This window comes from Paracraurococcus lichenis (assembly GCF_030657435.1).
Taxonomy (GTDB): Bacteria; Pseudomonadota; Alphaproteobacteria; order Acetobacterales; family Acetobacteraceae; genus Paracraurococcus; species Paracraurococcus lichenis.
On record NZ_JAUTWS010000087.1, the window covers coordinates 1 to 16,632 of the forward strand.

The following is a 16,632-nucleotide window of genomic DNA, read 5'->3' on the forward strand; positions in this document are numbered from 1 at the left end:
ACCGACCCGAGGCCATCGGCTCCGCCCTCGTCAACGGCAAGCCCGTCGAACTCCTCAACGCAAGCTACTTCGTCGATCAGGCCGCGCGCGACTGGTTCCAGCCCAGGAGAAAGGCCAGCCCGAAGGATGCGGCGCCGCTATCCCCACCGGATACAACAGCCCGCGAAGGCACGGGCGAATGGCCGGCCCCGCCAGCGCCGCACCAGGTCGCCGCATCCCTGCCGCCGGTTTCCACTCTGCCGGCCTCCACGCCCCCCGAGCCTGCGGTCCCCGATCCTCAGTCCATCCTGGACGAGATCAATGCCATGAAAGGCGTTCTGGACGTCGCACGACGCGAGATGGTCGGACTGACACCGCACCTGTTCGACGAAAACAGCGGTGGGCCGAACACGGCTCTCGATACCGTCGTCGTCGAAACCGAGCGCGCGACCCTGGAGATCATGCAGCAGACCGAAAAGCTGCAGATCACCTGTGACCGCCTGGTCGCCGGCGTGCCCGAGAGTGCCGCCGATTTGGCGGTGATCAGCGATGCGGCGCTCGCCATCGTGCTCGCCTGCTCCTTCCAGGATATCACCGGGCAGCGTCTCCGCCGGGTCATCCGTACCTTGCAGGACTTCGACCTGCGGATCGCGACACTGATGAGATTGCTGGATGTGCGACCGGACGAACGGCCTTCCGCGCAGCCGGAACAGGCGTCCCTGCTCAATGGTCCGAGCCTGCCCGGCGGCAGCGGGCTGGAACAGCAGGCGGTCGACGACCTGTTTGCCTGAACCCAGGACCGGCCGCTTTGCCGGACAGAATGTCCATCGAGCCGCTGACGACATCGCCTGGGCTTGACCGCGTTTGCTCCAGAACGCGAGCGTCAGGTGCGGCGCGGCCCTGGGACGGCAGAAGAAGAGGCAACCGGAATTGCTGCTGACCTGGGCGTGCGATGCTGCGCTCGCCAGGACACGCGTTCCACGACCGGCCTGCGAGCCACGGCCCCGCCAGGGCCAGCAACACCCGAAGCCAGCCGATCCCGACCAGGATTCCACAGGGCCGCGCTCGCCACCAGCTTCGCTGGCGTCAACCGATCATCGATCGAGACGGGACAAACCCACGTCATGCAGCGGCGCCGGCAGCGATCAGGTCCGGTCTGTGTCCCAGGCGCGGAGGCTGTTGGCCATCCGACACCTGAGGCACATCCGGACCTGATCCGCCGGCCATCGCGGGGACGGGCTCCTACCGCCGGAAGGCCTCGCGCCGGCCGGCGATCTCCTGCGTCACTGCCAGCGCCGCCGGCGGCTCCATGGAGGCGAGGATCGGCCCGGCCTGGCGGTCCGGGATCTTCAGCAGCACGGCCGCGGCGCGGGTCGCCTCGAGCCGCTCCAGCACCTTGGCGGCCTGCGGCGGCTTCATGTTGACGTAGAGCGCGACCAGCGATTCGAGATCGGCCTCGGCGACCGCGGTCTCCCGCACCACCAGCTTCTCCACCTCCTGGCGCAGGCGGCCGAGTTCGCTGAGCTGGGTGCGCGCCAGGGTCTCGGCCGCGGCGGCGCGGGCCTCGCGCAGTTCCAGCTCGCGCTCGCGCCGTTCCAGCTCCGCCTGGCGGCGGGCGACCTCGGCCAGCATGCGCGCGTCCACGGCGCGGTCCTCGCCGAGCGGGTTGGCGCGCGGGGTGCCGGCCAGGGTGGCGGCGCTGATCGGCACGGCGAAGGCGGTGCCGTCACGCATCGCCACCGTTTGGGGACGCGGCGCGGCCGGGGCGAGTTCGGGCAGCAGGTCGGCTACCCCGGCCACGCGCGCCGGCAGCATGGCGGCGAGGCCGAGCGCAAGCATGGGCAGGCCGAGGCGCGGGCCGAGGCTCAGCCGGGCCCGCTTCCGTTCGGTCGGCGGGGTCTTACGGCGAAGGGTCATATCAGCCCACTTCCAGCTTGAGAGTTTGGCGCGCATCCGTCTGCATCAGGTCGGAGGCGCGGAGCGAGAGGGTCGGGGCAAGGGTGAGGTCGCGGGCAAGGAGCCGCCCGGCCTCCTGGCCGGCGGCCGGGTCCGCATCCGGCCGCGCAGGCGCCAGACGACGGGTGAAACCGAGCGGCTCCACCTCTTCGCGCGGCGGCGCGGTGACGCGGGCGGCGGTCACCCGGCGGCTCTGCCGCACCGCCTGGTCGAGGCGCGTGGCGATCTCCTCGGCATTGCGCGAGGCCGTCGTCAGCTCCTGCGCCACCTTGCGGCAGGTGATGAGCTTGGCATCCACCTCGGCGACGCCGTCGCGCACCTTGCGGGCGATGCCGCCGGCCGAGGCGTCGAGCCGTTGCGAGGCGGCGTCGAGCTGCTCGATCACCTCGCCGGCGGAATCGAGTGCGCCGCGCAGGCTGCCCATGCGGCGATAGAGCAGGCCGATCCAGCCGGCCTGCCCGACCAGCAGGACGAGGCCGGCGGCATCCAGCATCTGGACGAAATTCATGCGGTTCTCCGTGGGGGGCGCGCCGGCATCAGCCCGGCCAGTTCGGTTCGATGATCCGTTCTTCGACGCGCAGCACCAGCCGGTCGTCCTGCGTGGCCATCTGGGCGCGGCAGACCAGCAGGTCCTGGCAGAAGACGTCGATCGCCTCGCCGCGTCGCCGATCCAGTTGGAACCGGGTGCCGGGCTGCCAGGCGGCGATCTCCGAGAAGGGCACGTCGCGGCTCTCGACCACCGCCCGCAAATCGAGGGCGGCGCGCGGCAGCTCGTCGATCAGGTGGTTGCGCCAGATGCTGTCGCCGCCCTGCTTGCGGCCCAGCACCTCCTGGCTCAGCAGGTCGCGCACCGGCTCGATGGCGGCATAGGGCAGCAGGAAGTCCATGTTGCCGCCGCGCCCCTCCATGGTGATCTCGGCCCGGAAGGTCACCGCCGAGGCGGTCGGCTTGGTGATCAGCGCGTAGCTCGGCGTGATCTCGAAGCGTTCCAGCCGGAAGACCGCCGGCGCCACTACCTCGAAGGCGCGGCTGAGATCCTGGGTCACCACCGAGACCAGCTTCTCGACGAAGGTGCGCTCGATCGGCGTATAGGGCCGCCCCTCGATGCGCTGCACCGCGTTGCGCCGGCCGCCGAGCAGGATGTCGACGATCGAGCCGATGAGGCGCGAATCGACCGCCGCCAGGCAGTAGCCGTCCCACTCCTCGATCCGGATCACCCCGATCAGGGCCGGCAGGGTGACGTTGTCGAGGAAGGCGCCCACCCGGATCGGCCGGACCCGGTTGATGACCACGTCGGCGTTGTCGGCCGTGAATTTTCGCACACTGCTGGTCAGCAGGCGGGCCAGCCGGTCCACCACGATGTCCAGCATCGGCAGGCGCTCGTAGCGCACCGCCCCGCCGACCAGCGCCTCCAGCCCTACCTTCTGCTGCTGGGCCGAGGCCGGCTCGGGCCCGCCGAACAGGCTGTCGATGTCGCCCTGGTCCATCTGCACCGCGGCGGCGCCCCAGCCAGCCTCGGCCTCGGCATCGCCCCAGCCCGCGCCGGCGTCGGCGCTGCCCTCTTCCCCGCCCATCGACATGGCTCAGGCCACCACGAAGCCGGTGACGAGGACGTCGCGCAGCACCCCGGTGCCGAGCAGCAGGTCCACGCGGCGGAACAGGTCGGCGCGCAGCCGGTCGAGCGCCAGGGCACCCTCCAGCTCACCATCGCGCAGCGTGCGCAAATAGGTCACCAGGCTGTCGTAGAGCCGCGGCGTGACCACCTCGGCCCGCAGGGTGGCCGGGTCCCCCACCACCTCGAGCGCGAGGGTGAGCTTGAGTTGCCGCGTCCGCCCACCATTGGTGAGGGTCACCGTCATCTCAGGCAGCTCGACGAAGCTGGGCTGCACCGGCGCGTGCTCGGCCGTTTTCGCGGGGAGCAGGCCCTCGACCAGCCCGGCCGCGCCGGGGACATAGAGATAGGCCGCAGCACCGGCCCCGCCGAGCAGGACGAGGCCGGCAACGAGGAAGATCGCCCATCGGCCACGCCGGGGCTTTCTGCCTTTCGCTTTCGCGCTGGCGGTGGCAGGGTTGGAAACAGTCTCTGACATGCGGCTTCTCGCGCCCCCAGAATTTTCGCGCGACATCTCGATCGCTCGTTGATATAAACCAGCCATCGTTTTTCGCGCCATGCCAAAATTCGCGTCGTGGCGGTTCAGGACGGAAGACCGAATGTCTGTGCCGGATGTACGAACCGCTGTGGGCGGGCTCGAGTTCAAGGGGCTCGGCCAGGGGCTCGGCCAAAGCCTCGCACGGCTCGGCCCGGTGAAGCTGGCCGGGCTCGGCGGCGTCGCCCTCGCCGCCCTCGTCGGCGTCTTCCTAATCGCCCGCTCGCCGCAGCAGCCGGGCAGCCTGCTCTATTCCGGGCTCGATGCTGGCGAGGCCGGGCGGATCGCCGCCCGGCTCGAGGAGCTGAAGGTGCCGATCGAGGCGCGTGGCGACGGCATCATCCTGGTGCCGGCCGACCAGGTGGCGCGGCTGCGCATGCAGCTCGCCTCCGAGGGCCTGCCGCGCCAGGCCGGCGCCGGCTACGAGCTGCTCGACCAGGCCAACCCGATGCAGATGACCTCCTTCATGCAGCGGGTGCAGCGCCTGCGCGCGCTGGAGGGGGAGCTGGCGCGCACCATCCTCGCCCTCGGCGGCGTCCGCACCGCACGCGTGCATGTCGTGCTGCCGGAGCGCGAGGGCTTCTCGCGCGAGACGCCGCAGCCCACCGCCTCGGTCACCGTCACCACGCATGCCGGCCAGCGCCTCTCCGCCGCGCAGGCCGCCGCCATCCGGGTGCTGGTCGCGGGCGCCGTGCCGCGGCTGCGACAGGAGGATGTCTCGGTCATCGATCCGAACGGCGTGGTGCTCGGCGCTGAGGGCGGTGCCGCGGCCGGGGCCGGACGCATCGCCGACCTGAAATCGGCGCAGGAGACCACCCTGCGCCGTGCCGTGCTCGAACTGCTCGAGCCGATCATCGGCGCCGGCCGGGTGCGCGCCGTCGCCGCCGTCGAGCTCGAGGGCGCCCGCTCGGTCTCCCGCGAGGAGAAGTACGACCCGCTCGGCCAGGTCGAGCGCAGCCGCCAGACCCAGAACGAGAGCGAGACCAGCGAGGACAGCAAGGGCCGCGAGCCGGTCTCGGTCGGGCAGAACCTGCCGAACCAGGGTGTCAACCAGAACCAGCAGCGCACCGCCTCGCAGAGCCAGCGCGGCGGCGAGACCATCAACTACGAGATCTCGTCCCGTACCGAGGAGACGGTGCGCGAGCCGGGCTCGGTGCGTCGCCTGAGCGTGGCGGTGGTGCTGGACGGCGTGCCGGGCGCGGACGGGGCGGTGCAGGACCGCAGCCCGGCCGAGCTGGAGCGGCTGGCCACCCTGGTCCGCAGCGCCGTCGGCTTCGACGAGAAGCGCGGCGACCGGGTGACGGTCGAGCAAATGCGCTTCCGCGCCGAGGACGCGTCCGGGACGCTCGCCGAGGCCGCGACGGTGCAGGCCACCTCCTGGCTGTGGTGGAGCCTGCCGCTCGCCGCGGCGCTGCTGCTCGGCAGCGCCGGGCTGTGGCAGCTCCGCCGGCGCCGCCAGGCCGCCGCCCTCGCCGCCGCGGTGGTGATCGAGGACGCGCCGCTCACCCCGCTTGAGGAGCAGATCGCCAGCATCAGCCCGAACCTCAAGGTCACCATGACCTCGCTCACCGCCCTGCAGGAGATGGTGGACGAGCGGCCGGACGAGGTGCTGGCCGTGCTGCGCAGCTGGATCGAGGAGGGCGCGCCGGCATGACGCGGCCCTTCCTGCCACCCTCGCTCGTCACGCTCACCGCGCCGGGCAGCGACCTGGCCGAGCGGCTGGCCGCCGAGGAGCGTCAGCGCGACGCCGCCTACGAGGCGGGCCGCCTGCGCGGCATCGATGAAGGCTACCAGCGCGGGCAGGAGGACGGGCTCGCCGCCGGCCGCGCCGAGGGGCAGGCCGCGGCTGCGCGCGACGCTGCGGCCCGGGCGCGCGACGGCGCCGCCGCGGCGGCGGCCGCGCTCGAGGCGCTGCTCGCTGCCCGCGGGGAGGATCGCCGCGCGCTCGATGCGGAGATGCGCGCCGCGCTCGCCGCCGCGCTCGCCACGCTGCTGCCGGCGCTCGCCGCGCGCGAGGCGGGCCGCGAGGCCGTGGCGCTCGCCGCCGCGCTGCTCGCCGAGCGTGCGCCGGACGAGATCGCGCTGCGCGCCCATCCCGACACCCTCGCCGCGATGCAGGCCGAGGGCTTCCCCGATACCGCGCAGGCGGCGCGGGTGAGCCTCAGGCCCGATCCCGCCCTTCCGCCCGGAACCCTGGAGACCGCCTGGCAGGGCGGCGGCCTCCGCCATGATCCCGCGGCCCTCGCCGCCCGCGTGCTGGAGGTGCTCGGCGCGGCACCGGGCGCGGCGGGCCGCCAGCAGGAGCAAGAGTGTTGAGCGACCTCCCGACCCCCGAGATCCCGGCCGCGGCGCGCAAGCCCGGCCTGATGGACATCCCCATCAAGGTGCAGGTGGTGCTCGGCACGCGCCGGCTGCCGATGGCGGCGCTGTTCGACCTCAGCCGCGGCTCGGTGATCGAGTTCGACCGCAAGGTGGGCGAACCGGTGGACCTGCTGGCGAACGAGCGGCTGATCGCCCGCGGCGAGATCCAGCTGACCGACGATGGTCGCCTCTCGATCTCGATCACCGAGATCGTGTCCTCCCCCGGCTGAGCCGCATCGCAGGAGCCGGCAGAATGCCGACCCATCCGTTCCGCCTCCCGGTGGCCACGCTCGTGCTGCTCGCCCTCGCCGCGGCTCCGGCCGCGGCGCAGAACGTCACGCTCAGTCTCGGCGCCGGCGGCGCCGCAGCGGCGGCGAGCGGCGGCCAGAGCCTGACCACCAACCTCGTCGCGCTGCTCGTCGGCACCACGCTGCTGGCGCTCGCCCCCGGCCTGCTGGTGGTCGCCACCGCCTTCACCCGCATCGTCGTCGTGCTGTCCATGCTGCGCACCGCGCTCGGCCTGCAGCAGTCGCCGCCGAACACGGTGATCGTGGCGCTCGCGATCTTCCTCTCCGCCTTCGTGATGGCGCCGGTGCTGGAGCGGGTCTGGCAGGACGCCGCCCGGCCGCTGATGGATGGCGCGATCACCGAGGAGCAGGCGGCGGAGCGGGCCGTCGCGCCCTTCCGGGCCTTCATGGAGGTCAATGTCCGCGAGCGCGACCTGGCGCTGTTCCGCGACATCGCCCGCTGGACGCCGCCCGAGACGACGGGCGAGAGCGCAGCGCCGCCGCATGTGCCGCTGCACATCCTGTCGGCCGCCTTCATCACCTCCGAGCTGTCGAAGGCTTTCCAGATCGGCTTCCTGCTCTTCCTGCCCTTCCTGGCCATCGACATCGCGGTGAGTGCGGTGCTGATGGGCATGGGCATGATGATGCTGCCACCGGTGACGGTCAGCCTGCCCTTCAAGCTGGTCTTCTTCGTGCTGGTGGACGGCTGGGGGCTGGTCGCCGGCTCGCTCGTGCGCGGCTTCGCCTCGTGAGCGGCGCCGCACCGCCCCGGCGCATCCGGCGCGCGCGCCGCCTGGCCGCCACCATCCGGCAGCTCGACCACGCCAGCCATCCCGCCACCGAGGCGCGGATCGTGGCACTTGCCGGCGAGCTCGGCCTGCCCAGCCCCGAGGGAGCCGACCCGGCGGAGCAACTGGCGCGCATCGCCGGCGCCGGCGCCCGGCTGCCGCCCGAGATCCCCGTCCTGCTGGCCGCGCTGCTGCGGCCCCTGCTCCTGCCCGGCGGCCCGGCCGCCCCGGCGCGCGACACCGTCCCGAGGACTGCCGACCGATGAAGCCTCCCGTTCCCTATTCGCGCAACGGTCAGGCGGCGGCGCCGGCCCCCGAGCCGCAGGGCGACGCCCTGTCGGATGCCGCCGTCGTGCTGATGGTGCTCGACGAGCAGCGCGCGCATGCCATCTTCGAGCGCTTCGAGGAGAACGAGATCCGGCGCGCGAGCCGCGCCATGGCGAATCTCGGCAAGGTGCCGATCGAGCGGGTGGAGACGGTGCTGGCCCGGTTCCAGGCCGAGGTCGGCAAGATCGGCACCGTGATCGGCACCGCCGAGACGACCGAGCGGCTGCTGCGGCGCCTGCTGCCGCAGGAGAAGGTCAGCGACATCATGGACGAGATTCGCGGGCCGGAAGGCAAGACCATGTGGGAGAAGCTGGCCAACATCTCCCCCGAGGTGCTGGCCACCTATCTGCGGACCGAGCTGGCGCAGACCGCGGCGGTGATCCTGAGCAAGCTGCCGGCGCAGCACGCGGCAAGGGTGCTCGCCCTGCTACCCGAGACCTCGGTGGACGAGATCATCCTGCGCATGGTGCGGATGGACAGCATCCAGAAGCACGTGCTGAACGACATCGAGACGACACTGCAGCGAGAGTTCATCACCAACCTTTCGCGCAGCTACGAGCGCGACAGCTCGCAGATCGTGGCGGAGATCCTGAACCGCGCCGACAAGGGGCTGGTCGGGCGGCTGATGTCGCAGATCGAGAACCGCGAGCCGCACGCTGCCTCCCGCATCAAGCGCATCATGTTCACCTTCGACGACCTGGTACGGGTGGACCGCAGCACCTTCGGCACGCTGGTGGCGGAATGCCCGGCCGAGCGGCTGCAGCTCGCGCTCACCGCCGCGGCGCCCGAGCTGCGCGAGCTGTTCTTCGGCAGCATGTCGCAGCGCGCGGCCGCGCAGATGCGCGAGGAGGTCGAGAACACGCCGCCGCAGCGCCGCAAATCGGTCGAGGACGCGCAGGCCGATATCATCTCCATCGCCAAGCGCCTGGCAGATGACGGGCGGATCATCATCCTCGAGGAGGACGAGGCGGAGCTGGGCTGAGGCAGGACGCGGACAGGAGCGCGGCCGGATGCAGCCCGCAACCGGGGAGCCTGGGCCGACGGCTCCGGGTTTCGGCGGCTATGCCGCGCCGGGCGGCACGGCGCCGGAACTCGGCCGCGGCGCAACGGAGGCGCTGCTGCCCGTCGCTGGCGGGAGCTTCACGCTCCCCTTCCTGCTCGCCGCGCTGCGGCCGGATGCGGCGCGCTGGCTCGGGCGGGACGGTCTCGGCCGGCTCGCCGCACCGCTCGGCATGCGGGCGGCGGCGCTCGCGGCGTTGCTCGACACGGCGCCCCCGCCCGCGGCGCTGGGCGAGAACGGACCCTGGTCCGGGCTGCGCGTGCCGGTGCATGCGAAAAATTCCCAGATTGAGTGGATCGAGCTGTGCTGGCGGCCGGACAGAGGTGCGCTACGACGACGGCATGACCTGGGAAGTTTCGCATTGCGTCTCGCCCTGCCGGAGACGGGCCGCATCGAGTTTCGCGGCCGGCTGGAAGGCGTGCGGCTGGACGCGGTGATGGAGATCGAGCGGCCGCAGCCGCGGCCGCTCGCCGCCGCCCTGTCGGCGGCCTTCGATCGGGTGCTTGACCTGCTCGGCCTCGAAGGCGTGCTAACAGTGCGGAATGGTGCGAATCTTCGTCGTGCTTGAGTGCGAAAAAGATTCGCACTAGAAGAAAGAAACCATTGGTTGATATCCCGCCATGAGCGCCGACCCCGGCCGGAACCGTACCGTCATCGTCAAGCGCGGCCATCACGCGCATGACGACCATCATGGCGGCCAGTGGAAGATCGCCTACGCCGACTTCGTGACGGCGATGATGGCGTTCTTCCTCGTGATGTGGCTGCTCTCCTCGACGACCGAGGTGCAGCGCGAGGGCATCGCCCGCTTCTTCACCTCGTCGAGCCTGCTCAACATGCCCTCCGGCACCGGCCTGCTCGATGGCGGACCCTCGGTGATGGTCGGCTCGCCCTCCCGCCAGGAGCAATCCGATCCAACCGATGGCGGCGAGCCGGACGCGCCCAGCAGCGGCGGCGGCGCAGCGGCGGAGGTGGCCACGACCGGCCAGTCCGCCCCACTCGCGCCCGACCGCCAGCGCCTCGACACGCAACGGCTCGAGGCGATGAAGGCCGAGATCGAGCGGCAGATCGCCAGCAATCCCGAGCTGCGCGAGGCCGCGCAGAACATCGCCGTCGAGATGACGCCCGAGGGTCTCCGGCTGCAGATCTTCGACCGCGACGGCGCGGCGCTCTTCGCGCCGGGCTCGGCCGAGCCGAGCGCGCGCCTCGCCCGAATCCTCACCGTCGTCGGCGGCGTGCTGGCCAGCGTTCCGAACGAGATCGCCGTCGCCGGGCACACCGATGCCCAGCCGCTGGTCCGCGGCGCCTATGGCAACTGGGAACTCTCGGCCGACCGTGCCAACAACTCCCGCCGTGCGCTCGAACGCGCCGGCTTGCCGCCCGCGCGCGTCTTCCGCGTCGAAGGCAAGGCCTCGGCCGAGCCGATGGTACCCGACCTGCCGCAAGACCCACGCAACCGTCGCATCACGGTCACCGTGCTGCGCGCCGGTGTGGTCACCGCTGCCCGCGCCGCGGCGGCGCGGAGCGCCCCGCCAGAAGCGCGACGGTGATCCGCCACCTCCCCCACCTGCGCAATCCCGTCCCTCCCCGCCACAAGCAAGGTTGAGCCGCTCCATGTCCGCACTCGACGCCCTCCGCACCAGCCTGTCCGGGATGAATGCCCAGACCACGAAGCTGTCCGGCATTTCGAATAACATCGCGAACAGCTCGACGGTCGGCTACAAGCGCGTCAGCACCCAGTTCGAGAGCCTGGTGCTGGATGGCGCCGCCTCCGGCGCCACCGCCATGGCCGGCACGGCGGCGCACAACCGCGTCGCCATCAGCCAGGTCGGCCAGGTGCAGAACACCGGCGTCGACACCGACATCGCGGTGAACGGCAGCGGCTTCTTCGTGGTGAACGAGCACGCCGCGAGCAACGGCAAGTACCTGGCGACCCGCGCCGGCTCATTCCGCACCGACCAGTTCGGCAACTTGGTGAACTCGGCCGGCTACTTCCTGCAGGGCACCAAGCTGGACGCGAACGGCCTGCCGATCGGCTCGGTCGGCGACAACAATGTCGACAGCCTGCAGACGGTCAATGTCAACAGCGTCACCGCCACGGCCGCGGCGACGACCAAGATGACTTTCTTCGCCAACCTGCCGGCCAGCCAGACCGGCGCCATCTCCCCGGCGCCGGCGGTCGATGCCTTCCAGAGCAGCGTCGACTACTACGACCCGCTGGGCAAGGCGCAGACCCTGACCTACCGCTTCACGCCGAAACTGGCGGCGGCGGCAGTGCCGCCGGCGGTGACAGCCGAGACGAACACCTGGACCTTGCAGGTCTTCGACAGCGCGACCGGCACCGGTCCCTCGGACGACCCGACGCGCCAGGTCGCTGCCATCGGCCTCGAGTTCAACCCCAGCCTTGGCCTCGGTGGTACCATCAAGCGTGTTTACGACGCAACCGGCACCGGCACCCTGTACCCGGCGGTCGTCGCTCCCGCGACCTCGCAACTCAGCGGTGGCGTGCCCAACCCCGACCACACCGCCTCCACCATCACGCCCAGGGGCGTCTACAATCCCTCGGCCGGCACCCTGACCATCACAACCGGTGGCGGCGTGACCCTGCCGATCAGCATCGGCACTGTCGGCGGTACCGCCAGCATTACCCAACTGGAAGGCGACTTCACCGCCACGCGTATCGAGAAGGACGGTTCCGCCTTCGGCATGCTGCAACGGGTAAACGTCTCCGATGACGGCAAGGTCGTCGCCACCTTCTCCAACGGCCAGAGCCGGCCGATCTACCAACTCAAGCTCGCGCTCTTCGCCAATCCGGATGGCCTGAACCCGGTGCGCGGCGACGCCTATGAAATGGTGCCAGGCGCCGGGTCGGTTCGACTGCTGAACCCCGGCGTCGGTGCAGCCGGCGCCACCTCGGGTGGCGCGCTCGAAGCCTCGAACGTCGACATCGGCACCGAGCTGACCAACCTGATCGAGACGCAGCGCGCCTACAGCTCGAACGCCTCGGTCATCCACACCGCCGACCAGATGCTAGAGGAAGCGACGAACTTGAAGCGCTGACGCGGCTCGCTCACCGCCGCCCAACCCCCGGGAGACAAGTGCCATGACCATCCAGGGCGCGCTGCTGACCGCCTTGTCCTCACTCGCGGCGGAACAGCGCCAAGCGTCGGTGATCGCGAACAACGTCGCCAACGCCAACACTGTCGGCTATGTCCGGCGGGAGCTGCCCCGCTCGGAGCAGCTCACCGCCGGCCAGGGCACGGGGGTGGACACCCAGACGACCCAGCGCCTCGGCGACGAGGCGCTGGCCGCGGCCGCCCGGGCCTCCGGCGCCGATGCCGCCTACGGCCAGCGCATGGCGGACATGCTGGCGCAGTTCACCACCGCGGTCGGCCAGCCGAGCGACGGACGCAGCCTCTCGACCGCGCTCGGCAATTTCCGCTCGGCCATGACGGCGCTCTCCGCCTCGCCGGACAATGCGGTCGCGCAGAACTCGGCGGCGGAGGCGGCGAAATCGCTGGTGGACGCCTTCCATCGCATGGATGCCGCGGTATCCAACGGCCGCACCGCCGCCGACCTGGCCGTGTCGCAGGACGTGGACGCAGTGAACACCACGCTCGGCCGGCTCTCGCAGGTCGACCAGGAAATGGCCAAGGCCGAGGCGCGCGGCGATTCCCTCGCCGAGTACCAGGACCAGCGCGACCTGCTGCTGTCCGACATCGCCAAGCGCGTGCCCGTCAGCGTCTATGACGGCGGCCCGGGGCACCTAGTGCTGACCACCGATAAGGGGCAGACGCTGTACGACAGCGGCACGGTGCATGCGCTCTCCTTTACGCATTCGTCCGCCGTCGCATCCGAGATGCGGTTCGGCAGCAGCTCCCTGTCCACCGTCACGGTGGACGGCGCCAGGCTGCGCAGCTCCTCCAGCGGCTCGATCGCCGCCGGGCTCCAGCTGCGTGACGGCACGCTGCCGCGCTACGCCGACATGCTGGATCAGATTGCCGGCAACCTGATGCAGGCGTCGCAGCAGGCCGATGCGAGCCTGATCGACACCACGGTCGTGCCGCAGACCACGCCTCCGACGCTGAAGGTGGATCCCGCCTCAAGCCATCCGATGGCGGGTCTCTTCAGCAGCAACAACTCGGCCGGCCTGGGCGCGATCTACCCCACGGGCGGCCTCGCCCGGACCATCAGCATCAACCCCAAGGCCGATCCGGACCAGGCCGGCGGCCTCGCCTCCCGCATCCGAGACGGGATGGGCAGCACCACCACGGGCAACGCCGCCGACAACAGCGGCATCCTCGCCCTGCTCGGCGCCATGGACACGAGCCGGTCCTACACCGCCGCCACCGGCCTTTCCGCCTCGCTCTCCCTGTCCGATGCTGCGTCGCAATCGGCCGGCCTGATGCAGTCCGACCGATCGAACTGGGCGGACCGTGCCCAGACCCGCCAGGCGCTCGACCTGCAAGCGCAGCAGAACCTGACGAACAAGACCAGCGTGAACGTGGACGAGGAGCTGCAGCGCCTGCTGCTGGTGCAGCAGACCCATTCGGCTTCCGTCCAGGTCATTCAGACCGCTTCGCACATGCTCGACGACCTGATCGGCCTGCGCAGCTGACATCGGCAAGGATCCCGTCATGACCGACCGCATCGCTCCCGCCGGCGTGGCCCTCGGCCGCCAGGCCTCGCTGCAGAGCCTGCAGGCGCGCCTCGCCCAGGCCACCGCCGAGCTCTCCTCCGGCCGCAAGTCGGACCCGACCGGTGGGCTCGGCCTCGGCGCCTCGCTGCTCTACAAGCTGCATGACCAGATCGCCCAAGGCGACGCGCTGGACCAGAGCGTTACCCTCTCCGGCCGCCGGATGGAGGCAATGCAGACGGCGCTCAGCGCCGTCTCGGACACGGTCCAGACGCTCTCGACCAATGTGCTGAAGATCGACACCCTGAAGGGTACCGGATACAACGTGCTGGCGGCGCAGGCGCGGGATTCCATGGCCAGCATGGCGGACCGGCTGAACGTGCAGTTCGACGGCCAGCACCTGTTTGCCGGCACCGACAGCACCAATGCACCACTGACCGCACCGGATGCCGCGGGTGGCGCCCTCGCCACCGTCCAGGCCATGCTCACCAACGCGGTGAACAGGGCCGGTGGGCCGCTGGATGCGGCGGGTGCCAACGCGCTCGTCGCGCGGATCACGGACCTGTACACGGGCGGCGTGAATTGGGCCTACAGCCCGCCGGCGAGTACCGGCCAGCTTGCGGTGAACGACGCCGTCACCTTCAGCTTCACCCTGAACGGCACGCCGACGCCCGCGACCTTCACGAACAATACCGGCGCCCCCCTGAACATGAGCACCCCCGCCGATGTCACCATCTTCATGGCGGGCATGAAGGCCGCGATCAACGCCGCGGCCGGCCCCGGCAATGTCATCGCCAGCCTCGACAGCGCCGGCCGTCTGATCGTAGACACCACCAACGCGACCGACCACATCAGCTTCGGCGGTGGCAGCGCCTTGCAGCCTGTCGGCGGTGCGGCGGCACATGTGACGCTCGGAGCCGCGGTCAACCAAGTGCCGGTCTACACCTCTAAGAGCCGCACCGGCGACGGCAAGCCGAACCAGGTCGCCATTGGCGCGGGCGAGACCGTCACCTACGACGTGCGCGCCGACAACCCGGCGATCCGGGACTCCATGATGGGTGGCTCGCTGCTCTCGCTGCTCGATGCCGCCAGCACGCAGCTGGGCGACGACGCGAAGAGCGCTCTCCTTGACCAGGCCGGTGCCCTGCTGCGTGGCGCGCATGCCGGGCTCACCACCGTTGCCGGCGTGCTCGGCGCCAAGCAGGAACGTCTGCAGGCAGTATCCGACATTCAGTCTAAGGCGACGAGCGCGGCGGCGGCACAGATCAACACGCTGGAAGCCACCGACTACGCGGCCACGGCCGACCAGATCAACCAGCTGCAGCTCCAGCTGCAAGCGACCTACTCGATCACCGCCAAGCTCTCCGAGCTGAGCTTCGTGAACTACCTGAAGTGATCCGCCGCCGCGCCGTCGACCCGAGCCCGAGGACCGCCATGCCACGCCAACGCCTTCGCCGCCTGTTCGCCGCCATGGCCCTGGTGGCGGGCCTGGCGCTGCCCGTCGCCGCCCCGGCGCAGGTGCGCCTCAAGGACATCGTCACCATCGAGGGCGTGCGCGGCAACCAGCTGGTCGGTTACGGCCTGGTCATCGGCCTGCAGGGCACCGGCGACCAGCTCCGCAACACCCCCTTCACCCAGCAGAGCCTGACGGCGATGCTGGAGCGCATGGGCGTCAATGTCGCGGACCAACGGGTGCAGACCCGCAACACCGCGGCGGTGATCGTCACCGCCACCCTGCCGCCCTTCGCCCGCCAGGGCACGCCGATGGACGTCATGGTCTCCTCCCTCGGCGATGCACGCAGCCTGAACGGCGGCACGTTGGTAGCAACGCCGTTGATGGGTGCCGATGGCGAGGCCTATGCGGTCGCGCAGGGGCCCGTGGTGGTGGGCGGCTTCTCCGCCGCCGGCCAGGCTCAGTCCATCAGCAGCGGTGTCACCACCGCCGGCCGTGTCCCCAGTGGCGGCCTGGTGGAACGGGAGTTGCCGCATGCGATGCGCGACCTCGATAACGTCCGCCTCGCGCTCCGCTCACCTGACTTCACCACCGCGCTCAGGATCGAGGAGGTGGTGAACGCCAAATTCGGCCCGGGTTCCGCACAGGCGCTCGACCTCGGCACCGTGCAGTTGCAGGTGCCCCCCGCCTTCCGCGACCGGCTGCCCTTCCTGATTGCGCAGGTCGAGAACCTGACGGTCCGGCCAGAGAGGCCCGCCCGCGTGGTAGTGGACGAGCGGACCGGCACCATCGTGGTCGGGGCCGAAGTGCGGGTCGACCCGGTGGCGATCACCCATGGCAACTTGGTGGTCCGCATCACCGAGACGCCACAGGTGAGCCAACCCAACCCCCTCTCGAACGGCGAGACCACGGTGGTGCCGCGCACCAATATCGAGGTGGACGATCAGCGCGGCCGGCGGCTCGCCGTGCTACCGCGGGCCAATACGCTGCAGGACCTGGTGAACGGCCTCAACGCCCTCGGCCTGGCGCCGCGTGACCTGATCTCGGTGCTGAATGCGCTGAAGGCGAGCGGCGCATTGCATGCCGAGCTGAACTTCATCTGATCCTCACCGGGGATCCTGAGCAGGATGGCCGTAACGGCCTCGCCCGGAAGCAGGGCTAGCATCTGCTCATTCGTTTAGGCGCTGTTCGACTTGGGTGTGGGAGACGGGCAAATCTAAAGAAGCTGATTACATCATGTTCTATGTCCAGCCTCGAATCTCGTCGTCTCACCCATCTCGAATCCACCATCCGGACGGCCTCGGGTGAGCAGCTCATCACCATCGAACGGCTCGTCGCCGAGGTCGCGTCCATGCGGGTTGCCGAGGTGGCCCTGGCCCGCCGCACGGAGGTGGCCTGCGTCAAGCGGCGTTGCCCGCATTGCGAGGCTGAGGGTGCTCACCTGCACGGCAAAGACAAGAACGACCGACAGCGGTTCCGTTGTCGCATCTCCGAGTGTCGCCGCACCTTCAACATCCTCACCGGCACGCCGATGGCGCGCGCTCGGAAGCCCGAGAAGTGGGGCCAGTACCTGTCCTACATGACGGGCCACTGTTCGGTCAGAAAGATTGTAGAGGCCGGGATCGGCGTGAACCACACCAT

18 protein-coding genes are annotated in these 16,632 nt (G+C 70.6%); 14 read left to right on the forward strand and 4 right to left on the reverse strand.

The window, feature by feature from the left end; translation table 11 throughout:
• Window positions 1–770, forward strand: a 770-nt coding sequence (locus Q7A36_RS34010) for a protein phosphatase CheZ (RefSeq protein ID WP_305108250.1), incomplete at its 5' end; no start/stop codon positions are given.
• 451 nt (window positions 771–1,221) lie between these two features.
• On the opposite strand, the gene Q7A36_RS34015 is transcribed toward Q7A36_RS34010, so the two are convergent.
• Genes Q7A36_RS34015 through Q7A36_RS34030 form a run of 4 tightly spaced genes read right to left on the reverse strand, consistent with a single transcriptional unit; the run spans window position 1,222 to window position 4,025 of the window.
• The gene (locus Q7A36_RS34015; RefSeq protein ID WP_305108251.1) at window positions 1,222–1,896 is read right to left on the reverse strand and encodes a MotE family protein; all 675 of its coding nucleotides are present in this window, start codon (window positions 1,894–1,896) and stop codon (window positions 1,222–1,224) included.
• 1 nt (window position 1,897) lies between these two features.
• Window positions 1,898–2,443, reverse strand: coding sequence for a hypothetical protein (locus tag Q7A36_RS34020; RefSeq protein ID WP_305108252.1), 546 nt, complete (start codon window positions 2,441–2,443; stop codon window positions 1,898–1,900).
• Between the two features lie 28 nt (window positions 2,444–2,471).
• Window positions 2,472–3,509: a FliM/FliN family flagellar motor switch protein gene (locus Q7A36_RS34025; RefSeq protein WP_305108253.1), complete on the reverse strand. Its 1,038-nt coding sequence runs from the start codon at window positions 3,507–3,509 to the stop codon at window positions 2,472–2,474.
• A 9-nt stretch (window positions 3,510–3,518) separates the two neighbouring features.
• Window positions 3,519–4,025, reverse strand: coding sequence for a flagellar basal body-associated FliL family protein (locus tag Q7A36_RS34030; protein ID WP_305108254.1), 507 nt, complete (start codon window positions 4,023–4,025; stop codon window positions 3,519–3,521).
• 121 nt (window positions 4,026–4,146) lie between these two features.
• Between Q7A36_RS34030 and fliF the strand changes: the two genes are divergently transcribed.
• The 13 genes from fliF to Q7A36_RS34095 all read left to right on the forward strand — a co-directional run.
• Window positions 4,147–5,736: a flagellar basal-body MS-ring/collar protein FliF gene (fliF, locus tag Q7A36_RS34035; RefSeq protein ID WP_305108255.1), complete on the forward strand. Its 1,590-nt coding sequence runs from the start codon at window positions 4,147–4,149 to the stop codon at window positions 5,734–5,736.
• Window positions 5,733–6,398, forward strand: coding sequence for a hypothetical protein (locus Q7A36_RS34040; protein ID WP_305108256.1), 666 nt, complete (start codon window positions 5,733–5,735; stop codon window positions 6,396–6,398). Before fliF ends, Q7A36_RS34040 begins: the two co-directional genes overlap by 4 nt.
• Complete coding sequence (locus tag Q7A36_RS34045) at window positions 6,395–6,673, forward strand: FliM/FliN family flagellar motor switch protein (RefSeq protein ID WP_305108257.1); 279 nt, start codon at window positions 6,395–6,397, stop codon at window positions 6,671–6,673. The genes Q7A36_RS34040 and Q7A36_RS34045 overlap by 4 nt, the downstream gene beginning before the upstream one ends.
• Window positions 6,674–6,696: 23 nt before the next feature.
• The gene (gene fliP / locus Q7A36_RS34050; protein ID WP_305108258.1) at window positions 6,697–7,482 is read left to right on the forward strand and encodes a flagellar type III secretion system pore protein FliP; all 786 of its coding nucleotides are present in this window, start codon (window positions 6,697–6,699) and stop codon (window positions 7,480–7,482) included.
• Entirely contained in the window at window positions 7,479–7,784 is a 306-nt protein-coding gene (locus Q7A36_RS34055) for a hypothetical protein (RefSeq protein WP_305108259.1), read from the forward strand. The genes fliP and Q7A36_RS34055 overlap by 4 nt, the downstream gene beginning before the upstream one ends.
• Window positions 7,781–8,827: a flagellar motor switch protein FliG gene (locus Q7A36_RS34060; RefSeq protein ID WP_305108260.1), complete on the forward strand. Its 1,047-nt coding sequence runs from the start codon at window positions 7,781–7,783 to the stop codon at window positions 8,825–8,827. Before Q7A36_RS34055 ends, Q7A36_RS34060 begins: the two co-directional genes overlap by 4 nt.
• Before the next feature lie 28 nt (window positions 8,828–8,855).
• Window positions 8,856–9,473 (forward strand): hypothetical protein, encoded by a 618-nt coding sequence (locus Q7A36_RS34065; protein WP_305108261.1) that lies wholly within the window; start codon window positions 8,856–8,858, stop codon window positions 9,471–9,473.
• A 52-nt stretch (window positions 9,474–9,525) separates the two neighbouring features.
• Window positions 9,526–10,452, forward strand: a complete 927-nt coding sequence (locus Q7A36_RS34070) for a flagellar motor protein MotB (RefSeq protein WP_305108262.1) — start codon at window positions 9,526–9,528, stop codon at window positions 10,450–10,452.
• A 64-nt stretch (window positions 10,453–10,516) separates the two neighbouring features.
• Window positions 10,517–11,962 carry a flagellar hook protein FlgE gene (locus tag Q7A36_RS34075; RefSeq protein ID WP_305108263.1) on the forward strand — a complete coding sequence of 482 codons (1,446 nt, stop codon included), beginning with the start codon at window positions 10,517–10,519 and terminating at the stop codon, window positions 11,960–11,962.
• 43 nt (window positions 11,963–12,005) lie between these two features.
• Complete coding sequence (gene flgK / locus Q7A36_RS34080) at window positions 12,006–13,520, forward strand: flagellar hook-associated protein FlgK (protein ID WP_305108264.1); 1,515 nt, start codon at window positions 12,006–12,008, stop codon at window positions 13,518–13,520.
• Between the two features lie 19 nt (window positions 13,521–13,539).
• Entirely contained in the window at window positions 13,540–14,934 is a 1,395-nt protein-coding gene (locus Q7A36_RS34085; RefSeq protein WP_305108265.1) for a flagellin N-terminal helical domain-containing protein, read from the forward strand.
• Between the two features lie 38 nt (window positions 14,935–14,972).
• The gene (locus Q7A36_RS34090) at window positions 14,973–16,094 is read left to right on the forward strand and encodes a flagellar basal body P-ring protein FlgI (RefSeq protein ID WP_305108266.1); all 1,122 of its coding nucleotides are present in this window, start codon (window positions 14,973–14,975) and stop codon (window positions 16,092–16,094) included.
• Window positions 16,095–16,234: 140 nt separating this feature from the next.
• On the forward strand, window positions 16,235–16,632 hold a 398-nt coding region (locus Q7A36_RS34095; protein ID WP_456306837.1), incomplete at its 3' end, for a transposase.

Coding starts and splice junctions, on each gene's coding strand:
- Q7A36_RS34090 (WP_305108266.1), top strand. CDS start 14,973: ATGCCACGCCAACGCCTTCGCCGCCTGTTCGCCGCCATGGCCCTGGTG.
- Q7A36_RS34040 (WP_305108256.1), top strand. CDS start 5,733: ATGACGCGGCCCTTCCTGCCACCCTCGCTCGTCACGCTCACCGCGCCG.
- Q7A36_RS34070 (WP_305108262.1), top strand. CDS start 9,526: ATGAGCGCCGACCCCGGCCGGAACCGTACCGTCATCGTCAAGCGCGGC.
- Q7A36_RS34015 (WP_305108251.1), bottom strand. CDS start 1,896: ATGACCCTTCGCCGTAAGACCCCGCCGACCGAACGGAAGCGGGCCCGG.
- fliP (WP_305108258.1), top strand. CDS start 6,697: ATGCCGACCCATCCGTTCCGCCTCCCGGTGGCCACGCTCGTGCTGCTC.
- Q7A36_RS34075 (WP_305108263.1), top strand. CDS start 10,517: ATGTCCGCACTCGACGCCCTCCGCACCAGCCTGTCCGGGATGAATGCC.
- fliF (WP_305108255.1), top strand. CDS start 4,147: ATGTCTGTGCCGGATGTACGAACCGCTGTGGGCGGGCTCGAGTTCAAG.
- Q7A36_RS34025 (WP_305108253.1), bottom strand. CDS start 3,509: ATGGGCGGGGAAGAGGGCAGCGCCGACGCCGGCGCGGGCTGGGGCGAT.
- Q7A36_RS34085 (WP_305108265.1), top strand. CDS start 13,540: ATGACCGACCGCATCGCTCCCGCCGGCGTGGCCCTCGGCCGCCAGGCC.
- Q7A36_RS34065 (WP_305108261.1), top strand. CDS start 8,856: ATGCAGCCCGCAACCGGGGAGCCTGGGCCGACGGCTCCGGGTTTCGGC.
- Q7A36_RS34060 (WP_305108260.1), top strand. CDS start 7,781: ATGAAGCCTCCCGTTCCCTATTCGCGCAACGGTCAGGCGGCGGCGCCG.
- flgK (WP_305108264.1), top strand. CDS start 12,006: ATGACCATCCAGGGCGCGCTGCTGACCGCCTTGTCCTCACTCGCGGCG.
- Q7A36_RS34020 (WP_305108252.1), bottom strand. CDS start 2,443: ATGAATTTCGTCCAGATGCTGGATGCCGCCGGCCTCGTCCTGCTGGTC.
- Q7A36_RS34030 (WP_305108254.1), bottom strand. CDS start 4,025: ATGTCAGAGACTGTTTCCAACCCTGCCACCGCCAGCGCGAAAGCGAAA.